The sequence below is a fragment of the bacterium genome, assembly GCA_040756715.1.
Classification (GTDB): domain Bacteria; phylum UBA9089; class UBA9088; order UBA9088; family UBA9088; genus JBFLYE01.
The window spans coordinates 1-12,715 of sequence record JBFLYE010000207.1; the positions used below are offsets into that span (position 1 = coordinate 1).

Here is a 12,715-nt window from a genome sequence, read left to right on the forward strand (position 1 = left end):
ACAGATAAACACACCCTATCTATTTTTGCACTAAGTGATGGAAGATACTATAAATAAAAGCACTTTATCAAAGGAAGCTTAAACACATACAAAAACTTAACTGTTAAACCAGCAAAACACATATGCTATAATTTATTGCAAATTCCTAAAAAGAAGGTGTAAAATATATCTATGATTACGAAAAAGGTTTTAACCTTTGTTTTGGCAGGTGGAAAGGGCGATAGGCTCTATCCCTTGACCAGGGATAGGGCAAAGCCAGCTGTGCCATTTGGTGGAATCTATAGAATAATAGATTTTACCCTATCCAATTGCATACATTCAGGTCTTAGAAAGATCTATGTCCTTATTCAATATAAATCGTATTCTCTAATGAGGCATTTAAAGATGGGATGGGATTTTTTTGACAGAGAGCTAGGTGAGTTTATTGATGCCCTTCCTGCCCAGATGAGGGTATCTAATGATTGGTATCAGGGAACAGCCGATGCAATATATCAAAACCTCTATTTTGTTGACCGGGAAGACCCAGAGTTTATCCTTATCTTGGCAGGAGACCATATCTATAAAATGGATTATTCAAAGATGATAAATTTTCATATAGAAAAAAACTCCGATGCAACTGTTGGTGCCTTACCCGTTCCTATTGAAACAGTACATCATTATGGGATTATGGAGACAGGAGAAGATAATAGAATTACATCCTTCTATGAAAAACCAGATAGGGCTTTTGTGGAAAGGATACCAAATTTTTATGCCTCAATGGGCATATATCTATTTAATAGAAAATTCATTGGGGATGTTTTAGAAGATGATGCAAAGAGAAAGACAAGCCATGACTTTGGAAAGGATATCCTTCCATTTCTTATAGAAAAAAAGGCAAATATCTATGCCTATCCATTTATTGACGAAAATAAGAAAGAGGTCTTATACTGGAGAGATATTGGAACACTTGATGCATATTATGAAGCAAGTATGGATTTAGTCTCTGTAAGTCCAATATTCAACCTTTATGACAAGGAATGGCAAATTCATACATACTATGAACCAGCACCACCCGCAAAGACTGTATTTGCCAATGAAGCAGAGGGAAGGATAGGAATAGCCCTTGATTCCATTATATCACCAGGTGCTATTATAAGTGGAGGAAGGGTTGAAAGGTCAGTAATATCGCCATATGCAAGGATTCATAGCTATACAGATATAAGGGAGTCTGTGATTATGGATAATGTTGAGATTGGAAGGTATTCAAAGATAAAGAGGGCAATTATAGACAAGAATTGCTATATTTCTCCCAATACAATTATTGGTTATGATGAAGAAGGGGATAAAAAAAGGTTTTTTGTAACCGAAAAGGGGATTGTGGTTATCCCAAGGAATACAAAAATTTAAGGAGGAGGTAAGATGAAGATTGTTTTTGCAACACCAGAGATGGTGCCTTATGCCAAGACCGGTGGTCTGGCTGATGTTTGTGGAGCCCTTTCTAAAGAGCTTTCCAAAAAGGAGGATGTTTGTGCATTCCTTCCAAACCACAGGGTTGTTGAGAAGGTAGCAAAAAAGAGAAAAAAGGTAATAGATTTTTCTATTAAGATGGGAGGTGATGAAGAGGCTGTCTCTATTGAGGTAACAGAAAACCTTGGCTTTCCTGTATTCCTGGTAGATTGCCCAAAATACTTTGATAGGGATTACCTTTATTCAACGCCAGAAGGTGATTATCCCGATAATGACAGGAGGTTTATCCTTTTTAATCTGGCTGTCCTAAAGGCAATAAAAGAGCTTAATATAAAACCAGAGGTCATTCATTGCCACGATTGGCAGACAGCTCTTATTCCAGTTTATATAAAGCTTAACCATGAGTATCAAGGGATAAAAAGCATCCTTACCGTCCACAACCTTGGCTATCAAGGTGTATTTCCAAAGGAGACCCTATACCTTGCCGGGTTTTCTGATAATGAATGGCATTACGAAAGGCTTGAATATTGGGGAAAATTCTCATTCCTCAAGGCAGGGCTTGTTTATTCAGATTTTATTACAACCGTAAGCCCAACCTATTCTAGAGAAATACAAACAAGCGAATTTGGCTTGGGGCTAGAGGGCGTATTAAGAAGCAGAGAAGGTTCATTGTTTGGCATCTTAAATGGAATAGATAACAATGAATGGAATCCAGAAAAGGATAAAGCAATATTTAATTATAGCTCAAAGAAGATAAAGGACAAGGTTTTAAACAAGCTCTCTTTGCAGAAAAAGAATAGGCTGGTAGAGGATAAGGATATATTTTTAATGGGAATGACCACAAGGCTATGTGACCAAAAGGGCCTTGATATAACATCATCTGCTATAGATGATATTATGAATATGGGAATTCAGCTTGTAATCCTTGGAACAGGAGAGGAGAAATACCATAAGCTATTTGAGGAGGTAGCTAAAAAATACAAGAAAAAGATAGGCATAAATATTAAATTTGATGATAAGCTGGCAAGGATGATCTATGCAGGATGTGATGCTTTCCTTATCCCCTCCAAATATGAACCTTGCGGTTTAACCCAAATGATCGCCTTAAGGTATGGAACAATCCCAATTGTTAGAAAAACCGGGGGGTTAGCTGATACAATAAGGGAGGGAGAGAATGGATTTGTTTTTGAAAATCACACAAAGGAAGATCTTCTCTCTGCTATAAGAAGGGCTCATAATACATTCTCTGAGAAAAAAGCTTGGGCTAAAATGGTAAAGGATGGGATGAAAGAGGATTTTTCATGGAAAAGAAGCATGAAAGAATATGTTAATCTTTATAGAGAGGTGATAAAATTATGAAAAAATATCTTTATGCGGGAGTAATTGTTCTTCTTCTTTTCATTATTGGCACAGGGCTTAATCCCCTAAAGCCAAAGCCAGTAAATGGAGAGAAGGAAGAAAAAATAGAAAGCCTTATAAGCCTTGAAGATGCCTTTGTCTCTGTAGTAGAGAAAGTAAAACCATCTGTGGTTAATTTAAGCACCGAGACAAAGATAAAGGTAAGGCCATTTAACCCTTTTGGGGATTTTTGGTTTAGAGACCCCTTCTTTGATGATTTCTTCAAGGATTTCTTTCCCAGGGAGAAAGAGAGGGAATATACCCAGCAATCATTGGGTTCTGGTTTTATTGTTAATGAGAGGGGCTATATCCTTACAAACTATCATATGATAAAGGATGCAACAAAGATAAAGGTAACCCTCCTTAATGGAAGAAAGTTTGATGCAAAGATTGTAGGAAGCGATGCAAAGACAGACTTAGCCTTGATAAAGATAGATTCAAATGGCTTACCGGTTGCAAGGCTTGGTGATTCGGATAAGGTAAAGGTTGGCTCCTGGGCAATCGCCATTGGAAACCCATTTGGCTTTAACCATACCGTAACCATCGGGGTAATTAGTGCAAAGGAAAGGACATTGCATATTGCAGAATATGAAAATTTCCTCCAGACCGATGCCTCTATAAACCCTGGGAATTCTGGTGGTCCCCTTGTCAACATAAAAGGAGAGGTAATCGGGATAAACACAGCCATTGTTGGTCAAGCACAGGGAATAGGATTTGCCATACCCATAAATATGGCAAAGAAGATAATTGGAGACCTCATTGAGCATGGAAAGGTTATCCGCGCCTGGCTTGGTATTTATATTCAGAATTTAACCGAAGAAATTGCAGAATCAATGGGACTTGAGGTTAAAGAGGGTGTTTTAGTTTCAGAGGTTATGAAAAATAGCCCAGCTGAGAAGGAAGGAATAAAAAGGGGTGATGTTATCATATCCATAGACAATGAGAAGGTTAAAACAAGCAAAGAATTGCAACAGAAGGTATTGAGCAAGGGTGTAGGAAAGGAGGTAGAGATTTCTCTTATAAGGGAAGGGAAGAGAATTACCCTAAGGGTAAAATTGGAAAAGATGCCAGAGGAAAAAGAAGAGCCTTCAGAAAGCGGTGTCTTTGAATGGCTTGGGATGACCCTTCAAGAGCTTAATTCCGAAATTGCAGAGGAATTTGGCTTTTCAAGGGATGAAAAGGGTATTCTTGTCTCTAATGTTTTGCAAGGAAGCAAAGCAGATATTGCAGGAATAAGAAGGGGTGATATTATAAAGGAAATTGATCGGGAGGAGATAACATCCCTTGATGAAATAAAGAAAAAGGCAGGAAAGATAAAAAAGAAAAATATCCTCTTTTTTATCAAAAGGGAGGGATATGTATTTTATACAACAATTGAAAGATCTAAAGATTGAAATATTGAAGGTCTTTTCTTATATACTTTTTAGATGAATTTAGAAGGGGCACTTTCTATTATTTTAGGATGCCTAATCAGCGCTTTTAACCTCTTATTTCTTTTAAGAAGCCAAAAGAATGGTTTTCTTATATTTATAAAGTATATCCTTTTTTCTTTTGTTATTCTTTTTTCTCTTTATCTTAAGCTAAGCCCAATTTTTCTAGCCATTGGCTTTGCTTTATTTCCTTTATTCATCGCTCTTTGGGCTATAAATAAAAGATGAAAGAACATGAACATTCGCCTCTTATCTGGTTTATCCATAATGTTTCTGAGAACCCTATTGCTATGACAGGGGTTGTATCTTTTATCATTATTGTTCTTGCCCTTCTTGCCACAAGGAATTTAAAGGAAAAGCCAGGGAGGCTTCAGAATTTCTTTGAGCTTTTTATAGAGGCTGTTTTGTCTTTTATTACAGCCATAATGGGAGAGCATGGAAAGCCATTCCTTCCCCTTTTTGGAACACTTGCTATATTTATCCTTTTCTCAAACCTAGTTGGTCTTATCCCTGGTTGTGGCTCTCCCACAGGAAATTGGAATACAACAATTGGCCTGGCACTTGCTGTATTCTTTACCACGCATTATATGGGGATAAGAAAAAAGGGGCTTAACTACCTTTCCCATTTTCTCTTTCCCATAAGGTTCTGGAGAAATAATTTATGGCTTTTACCCCTTAATATTTTGGCTGATATTTTATTTATGATCATCCACCTTATGGGTGAGCTTGCCAAGCCATTTTCATTATCACTTAGGCTATTTGTCAATATGTTCTCAAAGCATACCACCCTTCTTTGCTTATCCTTTGTGGTTGTTTTATTCGCCAAGAAGCCCATTCTTTATGTTTTAACGATGTTTATCCCTGTTTTATTGCCAGTAGCAATAATGGCTCTGGGAATAATAACCTGTTGCGTTCAAACATTGGTATTTTTTCTTCTTTCTATAATTTATGTTGATTTAGCAATGGAGGAAACAGAGCATTGAAGCAGAAGAAAGGAGGCAGGGAAGATGATGCTGGATGTTACAAAATATTTACTTACCTTTGGTGTATTTGGTAGCCTTCTTTCTGAAAAAGAATATCTTTTAAGCATGCAATTGTAATTTTTATAATCGCTCTCATAACATTTATTATAGGACTATGTATTATTCCATCTAAAAAGGAGGGAAAATAATGGAAATACTTTTTGCTGCCCTGGTGACAATTTTGATTATGGGTAGAGTTGTCCTTATTGTCTCTTATCGGGAAGACCATCCCAGAAAAAAAGAAACAAAATAAAGGAGGAGGTAAAAATATGGAAGCATTGATTGCGAGCGTTGTAACCGCAGGGTTTGTTTTGGGTTTAGCAGCATTTGCTGCTGCTTTAAGCCAGGGGAATGCAACGGCAAAGGCAGCCGAGGGAATGGCAAGGCAGCCAGAGGCATCCGGCAAGATCCAGACATTATTGATTCTTGGTCTTGCCTTTATGGAATCTCTGGTTCTCTATGTCTTGCTTATCTCAATGCTCTTGCTCTTTGTCTTTGCAAAGCCATTACTTGATAAAGTATTAGGTGGGTAATGATTGAGATAAACCCCTGGATGATTTTTGTTCAGTTCATAAGCTTTTTAGTGCTTATGGCTGTTCTGGCAAGGTTTCTCTTTTCTCCTTTGGCAAAATTTATTGAGAAAAGGAGGGAGGAGATAAACAATACATTTTCCCTTATAAATGAGGAGAAAAAGAAATCAGGAGAGTTAATAGAAAAAGCAGAAAAAAGGCTTAAGGATGCAGGGGATGAGGCAAAGAAAATAATAGAAAAGGCTATAAAGGAGGGAGAGGTAGCGAAGGATGAGATATTAAAAAAAGCAAAGCAGGAAGCAGAAACAATGGCACAATCAATCCTTACCAATGCAAAGCAGGAGATAAAGAAGGAGAAACAAAATGCAATTTCTTATATAGCAAAGATCTCTGTTGCCATAGCAGGTAAATTAACAAAGGAGGTTATTGATGAAAAAAAGGCAGATGCTTTGCTTTCTGAATTTATAAGAGAGATCAAAGAGGAGGATGTTAAATGATAAGAAAAGAGAGGATAGCGAAGAGATTTGCCAAGGCATTCTTTGAAATGGTAAAGGAAAAAAGATTAGAGGAAAATCAAAGTGGATTATTAAAAATATCCTCTGTGATAAGTGAAAATCCTAAAATCCTTAAGGTTTTTTCAAATCCAGCAATTTCTTTCTCTCTAAAGATGGATTTTCTTAAAAATCTTTTTGAAAATCTGTCAGATGAGCTTGCAAGGTTTATATTTCTCCTCATTGAAAAGCAGAGGCTTAATCTCCTTCCCCAAATACTGCTCTATTTTAATAAGACGCTTGACAGCGAAAAGAAAAGGATAAGGGTTATCCTTACCTCAGCCTTTGAGGTAAAGGAGGAATTAAAAAAGATGCTTATTGAAAAATTAAAGCAAATATTGAAAAAAGAGGTTATTCTTGATATAAATATAGACAAAGCTATAATTGGAGGAGGAATCCTTGAAATTGGCTCAAAGAGAATAGATGGCTCTATCCTTGGCTATTTAAAAAGGATAGAAAAAACAATCACAGGATAAAATGGCAGAAATAAAGGGGGGTGAAATATCTGAGGTAATCCTTAAAGAGATTGAAAGGTTTGAAAAGACCCTTGTAGTATCTCGTGAGGGAATGGTGGTCCAGGTGGGAGATGGTGTTGCTATTATCTATGGCTTGGATGAGGCAATGACAGGTGAGATATTGGAATTTTCATCTGGCATAAGGGGCTATGTGCTAAACCTTGAGGAAGAAAATGTGGGTGCGGTAATTTTAGGACCTGAGGATTCGGTAAAGGAGGGGGATAGGGCAAAATGCACGGGAAGGATAATGGAGGTTCCGGTGGGAGAAAGTTTGCTTAGAAGGGTTGTAAATGGTATAGGTGAGCCTATAGATGGAAAGGGAGAGATAAAAACAGAACATTATAGACCCATTGAAGAAAGGGCGCCATCCATAGTTTCCAGGATGCCTGTTTGTGAGCCATTACAGACAGGGATAAAGGCAATAGATTCTATGATTCCCATTGGCAGGGGTCAAAGGGAGCTTATTATCTCAGATAGGTCATTAGGAAAAACAGCCATTGTTGTAGATACAATCCTTAATCAAAAAAATGAGGATGTTTATTGTATCTATGTTGCGATTGGACAAAAGCAATCAAATGTTGCTTATGTGAATAAGATATTAGAGGAGAACGATGCAATGAAATATAGCATAATTGTCTCTGCTACCGCGAATTCACCCGTACCATTGCAATACCTCGCACCATATACCGGGTGTGCCATCGGTGAATATTTCAGGGATAATGGAAAACATAGCCTGGTTATCTATGATGACCTATCCAAGCATGCCCAGGCATACAGACAAATGTCTTTGCTTTTAAGAAGGCCACCAGGCAGGGAGGCATATCCAGGGGATATATTTTATTTACATTCAAGGCTTCTGGAAAGGGCGGCAAAATACAATGATGCAAATGGCGGTGGCTCTTTGACTGCCCTTCCTATTATCGAAACCCAAGCAGGGGACATCTCTGCCTATATCCCCACCAATGTTATTTCTATTACAGATGGACAAATCTACCTTGAGGGAGACCTCTTTTATGCTGGGATAAGACCAGCCATAAATGTTGGATTGTCTGTCTCTCGGGTTGGCTCTGCTGCTCAAAACAAGGCAATGAAAAAGGTTGCCGGAAGGTTAAGGCTTGATCTTGCCCAATATCGGGAGCTTGCCGCATTTGCCCAGTTTTCCTCGGACCTGGACAAGGCAACCCTTGTTCAGATAACCAGGGGGGAAAGGATGACAGAGGTATTAAAGCAAGAGCAATACAAACCCATGCCGGTAGCAAGGCAGGTAATGATAATTGAAGCAGGGGTTGAAGGATTTCTTGATTCTCTTCCCAAGGAAAAGGTAGTTTTGTTTGAAAAGGAATTCTTTAAATTTATGGATGAAAAATACCCAGAAATAGAGAAAGAATTACAAGAAAAAAAGGATTTTGTAGGTGATTTAAGGGAAAGGCTAGATAAGGCAATCTTGGAATTCAAAGAAATATTTGAAAAATAGTTTAAAGAAGTTTGCAAATTTTAAATGGCAAAGCTAGCAATAAGGTTTATCAAGCAAAGGATAAAATCTATTAGGAATATCCAAAAGATTACCCGGGCAATGATGCTGGTTGCCTGTGCAAAGCTTTCCAAGCTAGAGTATATAATAAAACAAATCCGTCCATACTCCGACAAGATTTCTGAGATTATGGCAGACATTAGCCTTAGGGCAGAGAAAAAGCATCCATTCCTTATGGAAAGAGGGATAAAAAATGAGCTTTTGATAATACTAACATCAAAAAGGGGGCTTTGTGGTAGTTTTAATGCAAATATTATAAGGGTTGCAGAGGAATACATAAAAAATACCCCATACAATATTTTACTTCTTATTATTGGAAAAAAGGGTGAAATGTTTTTTAAAAACAAGCCTTACAAGATAATGGAGATAGAGTCTCTATTAGAGAAAGAGACTGAGCTTGTTTCGGGAAGAATAGCAAAAAGAATAATGACAGGCTATCTTTCCTTTGAATTTGACAAAGTAACTTTAATCTATAATGAATTTATCTCTCTCTTTCGGCAGGTGCCAAAGATAACCAGCCTTATTCCTATTATTCCAAAAGAACCTCAATCTCTATTTGTCTCTGACTACATCTATGAACCCGATTATAGGGTCTGTCTTGATTCAATCTTTTCCTTATATTTTAGATTTCAACTCCTCAGGGTATTCTTTGAGTCCCTTGCCGCAGAGCATGCCGCGCGTATGGTTGCCATGGAAAATGCAACCAGGAATGCAGAGGAGCTTATAGAAGGGCTATTTCTAACCTTCAATCAGGCAAGACAGGCTAAGATAACCAAGGAGATAACCGAGATTGTGAGTGCAGGAGAGGCACTATAAGAGAAATGCTGTTGCTGGAAGAATATCAAAGGAATTGCTTAGTGAGGCTAAAAAATATAGCCATATTGACCACAGATCTATAACAAAATGAAAAAAACAAAGGTAGGCATAATCTTTGGAAGCAGGTCGGTTGAACATGAAATTTCTGTTATCACTGCATACCAAGTAATTGAGGCAATTGATAGAGAGAAATATGAGCCAATCCCTATTTATATTACAAAAGATGGGAAATGGATGCTTGGCCCTTGTAATATTGAAGCCTTTAAAAAGGAAATTCCAAATAGGGAAATAATTTTTCCTCCCATTCCAAAAGCTGGACTTATTAAAAAAGGCGTATTCCATAAAAGGATAGATATTGATATTGCATTTCCTTTGGTTCACGGAACATATGGCGAGGATGGAACATTGCAGGGTTTGTTGGAGCTTGCTGATATTCCTTATGTTGGCTCTTCTGTTTTGGGTTCCTCCCTTTGTATGGATAAGATTGCCTCAAAGAGGATATTTAAAAGCTTAGGATTTCCAATTGTAGATTGGCTTTGCTTTGAAAGGGGTGAAAAAGGAATAATTGAAGATATAGAAAAAAATCTTTCCTATCCGGTAATTGTAAAGCCTTCAAACCTTGGCTCATCCATTGGTGTAAATACATCTTCTAACAAAGATGAGCTTTCCTTTGCCTTGGATGTTTGCTTTGAATATTCACAAAAGGCAATTGTTGAGAAGGCTTTATCTTCTTTTTCCGAGATAAATTGTGCCATACTTGGAGAAAGGGAGGTCATTCCTTCTTTATGCGAGGAGGTAATAAAGGAGGATAAATTTTTAACCTATAGCGAGAAATATAGGAAGGGAAAGGGGATGAAGGGTATATCAAGGAAGATTCCCGCAGAAATTTCGGATGAATTAACAAAAAAGATTCAAAATATGGCAATTGGCGCATTTAAGGCTTGCAGTTTAAGTGGGATAGCAAGGATAGATTTTCTTTTAAAGGATAATGAAATTTATATCAATGAGATAAACACAATCCCAGGCTCTCTATCCTTCTATCTCTTTAAGCCATTGGGGATAGAATTTAAAGAGCTAATTACAAGGCTTATTGAGCTCGGCTTTGAGGCATATAATGAAAAGAAGAAAACAAAATTCTCTTATGAATTGAGTATATTTTAGGTATGTGTATAGCTTTAAGGGAACAAATGAAATCCGAAATCAAAAAAACAAATTCAAATGACTAAAATTAAAAATTCAAAACAATATGAGAATAAAGATTTGCCGTAAAGAAGCAAAAGAAGAGTAAATATTGGTTGGAGTTGATAGATACAAACCATTCAAATTCAATTTTTATACCAAACCCTCAACATATTTTGCGATGGATAAACTTGCGGTTAAGCCTGGAGATTCTATTCCAATTAGGTTGATAAAACCAGGAAATGCCTCTTCGTGCTTAATGATAAAGTCAGGTTTATACTTTGGTCTTATACCTGACATATCCGGTGATAAATCATCTGGCTCTATAAATGGAAGAAAGGATTTTGTTTTTTCATAAAACTCAAGTCTATGTGATTCGTCCACATCATACTTTATATCTTTTATATAGAAGGCATTTGGTCCAAGCTTAAGACTTCCTTGAAGGTCTTGCACTGTATGAATCCCCAATCCATCATTATTTGGTGTAGGATATATTAGATGATTAACCAACCTTGATTTTTCACTCCTTACCTTGAAATATTCACCTTTACAGTATTTAAGTTTATAATCAAATCCAAGCATATTTGCTATTTTATCTGAGGTGAGCCCTGCACTATTGATAACAATATGGATAAAAAAAGAAGAGATAGACCCATCACTATCTTTGACCTCAATTTTATATCCCCCTTCTTTTTTCTCAATCCCTATAACCTCGCAGTTATAGGCAAAGATAGTCCCTTTCTCTTTTGCCAAAAACTCTAATACCCTCATTAGTTGATGGGTATCTATGATGCCTGTGGAGGGAGAATATAGGCCAGAAATTGCTTTGATATTAGGTTCTATTTCTCTTATCTTGTCTTTTGATAATAGCATAAGGTCATCTACCCCATTTTCTTCTCCATTTTTAAGTAGGCTTTCTAATTCTTCAACCTCATTCTCATTACAAGCCACAATAAGCTTTCCAAGGCGATTATAGGAAATATTATATCTTTCGCAAAATTGATAAAGCAGACTTTTTCCCTCTACACAAAGCCTTGCTTTTAAAGAACCATTGGGGTAGTATATCCCTGAATGGATAACCTCAGAATTTCTGCTGCTTGTCTCTTGACCAAAGGATGAGTGCTTTTCAATAACTACGATATCTCTTTTATTATCCGCCAATCTACTGGCACAAGAAAGCCCTACAACCCCTGCACCTATGATAGCAATTTCTATTTCTTCCATAAGATTAGGTTTATAACCTTAAATATACGCTCTTCATTACCCTTCCAAAGCCTCTTTTTTATGATACCTTCCTCATCTTAAGAGATTTAATTTATGGAGATTCTCCCTGCTTGGGTAAAGACAAATTCGTCTTTTATCCCCATTCTTTTAAGCCTAAGCCTTGAATCCCTATTTCTATGATTTTTGAAATCACACCTCTCTAACCCTCCCTTAGCTTACTCTAATGCCAAATAAATATCTCTCTAAAAATTTCAAAGAGATAGGCGGCACCCCACTGGAATATCTGCAATTTTCTTTTCCCACCCATTCTGGGAGGTTCGTCTCCTGGGATTTCGGCAATTTTTAGTTTTCTTTTTGCTGCCCTTATAGATAATAGTGGTTCAACCCCTACCGTTGTGTGAAAAAGCCTTTCTTCGGTTCTATAGGTTTCTTCTTTATCTAAATCTAGTTCTTTAAAAATTTCTCTTTTCCAGGCACGGAACATCACTATTGCATCGGTATACTTTGCCCGATAAATTAAGTTTATTAAAGAGGTGAACATCCAATTGCCAAAGGCAGTAATTATATCGTCATCATAGCTTTTGGCACCTTTAAGATAGCGAGAAACAACAACCATATCGTATCCCTCTTTCATCTTTTCCACTAATGGTGGGATAAGTTCAGGAATAGAGTTGCCATCCGGGCTGAAGGTAATTATTATATCTCCAGTGCTACATTCCAATGCTTCAATATATGCATTTCTCAATCCCCTTTTTTTCTGGATTATCACAGAGTATCCATTTTCTCTAACATATTCTATTGTCCCATCCGTAGAACCGCCATCAACAACGATTATCTCATCCACCCATTCTTTTTTAATTTTTGGCATAATTTTTTCCATCCCTTCTCTTTCATTTAAGGTAAAAACAAGTAGGGTGACTTTCATATCTTATCCTTTCTCCAAACTAAAAATAATAACCTTGAAATAAATTGTCTAAACTTATAAGTTGGTAAAAGCGATATCTGATATGTTTGTTGACCTAATGGAGGATTACTAAAATTGGTTAAAAAAGACAGCATATTCTTATCATTAT

At 36.9% G+C, this 12,715-nt stretch carries 13 protein-coding genes; 11 read left to right on the plus strand and 2 right to left on the minus strand.

From position 1 onward, the window contains the following. Window positions 1–171 precede the first annotated feature (171 nt). The 11 genes from glgC (at window position 172) to AB1397_08020 (ending at window position 10,400) form a co-directional block, all read left to right on the plus strand. Entirely contained in the window at window positions 172–1,386 is a 1,215-nt protein-coding gene (gene glgC / locus AB1397_07970) for a glucose-1-phosphate adenylyltransferase (GenBank protein MEW6482907.1), read from the plus strand. 12 nt (window positions 1,387–1,398) lie between these two features. Then, complete coding sequence (gene glgA, locus AB1397_07975) at window positions 1,399–2,805, plus strand: glycogen synthase GlgA (protein MEW6482908.1); 1,407 nt, start codon at window positions 1,399–1,401, stop codon at window positions 2,803–2,805. Next, entirely contained in the window at window positions 2,802–4,238 is a 1,437-nt protein-coding gene (locus AB1397_07980) for a Do family serine endopeptidase (protein ID MEW6482909.1), read from the plus strand. The genes glgA and AB1397_07980 overlap by 4 nt, the downstream gene beginning before the upstream one ends. A 33-nt stretch (window positions 4,239–4,271) precedes the next feature. Continuing rightward, window positions 4,272–4,502, plus strand: coding sequence for a hypothetical protein (locus tag AB1397_07985; protein ID MEW6482910.1), 231 nt, complete (start codon window positions 4,272–4,274; stop codon window positions 4,500–4,502). Then, complete coding sequence (gene atpB, locus AB1397_07990) at window positions 4,499–5,257, plus strand: F0F1 ATP synthase subunit A (GenBank protein ID MEW6482911.1); 759 nt, start codon at window positions 4,499–4,501, stop codon at window positions 5,255–5,257. Before AB1397_07985 ends, atpB begins: the two co-directional genes overlap by 4 nt. 308 nt (window positions 5,258–5,565) lie before the next feature. Continuing rightward, window positions 5,566–5,829: an ATP synthase F0 subunit C gene (gene atpE / locus AB1397_07995; GenBank protein ID MEW6482912.1), complete on the plus strand. Its 264-nt coding sequence runs from the start codon at window positions 5,566–5,568 to the stop codon at window positions 5,827–5,829. Then, window positions 5,829–6,323 (plus strand): F0F1 ATP synthase subunit B, encoded by a 495-nt coding sequence (atpF, locus tag AB1397_08000; protein MEW6482913.1) that lies wholly within the window; start codon window positions 5,829–5,831, stop codon window positions 6,321–6,323. The genes atpE and atpF overlap by 1 nt, the downstream gene beginning before the upstream one ends. After that, window positions 6,320–6,853 (plus strand): F0F1 ATP synthase subunit delta, encoded by a 534-nt coding sequence (locus tag AB1397_08005; protein ID MEW6482914.1) that lies wholly within the window; start codon window positions 6,320–6,322, stop codon window positions 6,851–6,853. Before atpF ends, AB1397_08005 begins: the two co-directional genes overlap by 4 nt. Before the next feature lies 1 nt (window position 6,854). Then, on the plus strand, window positions 6,855–8,366 hold the full coding sequence (gene atpA / locus AB1397_08010) for a F0F1 ATP synthase subunit alpha (GenBank protein ID MEW6482915.1): 1,512 nt from the start codon (window positions 6,855–6,857) through the stop codon (window positions 8,364–8,366). A gap of 24 nt (window positions 8,367–8,390) precedes the next feature. After that, window positions 8,391–9,239: an ATP synthase F1 subunit gamma gene (gene atpG / locus AB1397_08015; protein MEW6482916.1), complete on the plus strand. Its 849-nt coding sequence runs from the start codon at window positions 8,391–8,393 to the stop codon at window positions 9,237–9,239. Window positions 9,240–9,326: 87 nt separating this feature from the next. Further along, window positions 9,327–10,400 (plus strand): D-alanine--D-alanine ligase family protein, encoded by a 1,074-nt coding sequence (locus AB1397_08020; protein ID MEW6482917.1) that lies wholly within the window; start codon window positions 9,327–9,329, stop codon window positions 10,398–10,400. 171 nt (window positions 10,401–10,571) lie between these two features. Here the strand turns inward: AB1397_08020 and AB1397_08025 are convergent, their stop codons facing one another. Continuing rightward, window positions 10,572–11,642: an NAD(P)/FAD-dependent oxidoreductase gene (locus tag AB1397_08025; GenBank protein MEW6482918.1), complete on the minus strand. Its 1,071-nt coding sequence runs from the start codon at window positions 11,640–11,642 to the stop codon at window positions 10,572–10,574. 220 nt (window positions 11,643–11,862) lie between these two features. Then, a complete protein-coding gene (locus AB1397_08030; GenBank protein ID MEW6482919.1) occupies window positions 11,863–12,567 on the minus strand; it encodes a glycosyltransferase family 2 protein in 705 nt (234 codons plus the stop codon). Window positions 12,568–12,715: the final 148 nt, after the last annotated feature.

Bases quoted from the DNA above. Each gene is read 5' to 3' on its own strand.
- glgC (MEW6482907.1), top strand. From the start codon at position 172: ATGATTACGAAAAAGGTTTTAACCTTTGTTTTGGCAGGTGGAAAGGGC.
- glgA (MEW6482908.1), top strand. From the start codon at position 1,399: ATGAAGATTGTTTTTGCAACACCAGAGATGGTGCCTTATGCCAAGACC.
- AB1397_07980 (MEW6482909.1), top strand. From the start codon at position 2,802: ATGAAAAAATATCTTTATGCGGGAGTAATTGTTCTTCTTCTTTTCATT.
- AB1397_07985 (MEW6482910.1), top strand. From the start codon at position 4,272: ATGAATTTAGAAGGGGCACTTTCTATTATTTTAGGATGCCTAATCAGC.
- atpB (MEW6482911.1), top strand. From the start codon at position 4,499: ATGAAAGAACATGAACATTCGCCTCTTATCTGGTTTATCCATAATGTT.
- atpE (MEW6482912.1), top strand. From the start codon at position 5,566: ATGGAAGCATTGATTGCGAGCGTTGTAACCGCAGGGTTTGTTTTGGGT.
- atpF (MEW6482913.1), top strand. From the start codon at position 5,829: ATGATTGAGATAAACCCCTGGATGATTTTTGTTCAGTTCATAAGCTTT.
- AB1397_08005 (MEW6482914.1), top strand. From the start codon at position 6,320: ATGATAAGAAAAGAGAGGATAGCGAAGAGATTTGCCAAGGCATTCTTT.
- atpA (MEW6482915.1), top strand. From the start codon at position 6,855: ATGGCAGAAATAAAGGGGGGTGAAATATCTGAGGTAATCCTTAAAGAG.
- atpG (MEW6482916.1), top strand. From the start codon at position 8,391: ATGGCAAAGCTAGCAATAAGGTTTATCAAGCAAAGGATAAAATCTATT.
- AB1397_08020 (MEW6482917.1), top strand. From the start codon at position 9,327: ATGAAAAAAACAAAGGTAGGCATAATCTTTGGAAGCAGGTCGGTTGAA.
- AB1397_08025 (MEW6482918.1), bottom strand. From the start codon at position 11,642: ATGGAAGAAATAGAAATTGCTATCATAGGTGCAGGGGTTGTAGGGCTT.
- AB1397_08030 (MEW6482919.1), bottom strand. From the start codon at position 12,567: ATGAAAGTCACCCTACTTGTTTTTACCTTAAATGAAAGAGAAGGGATG.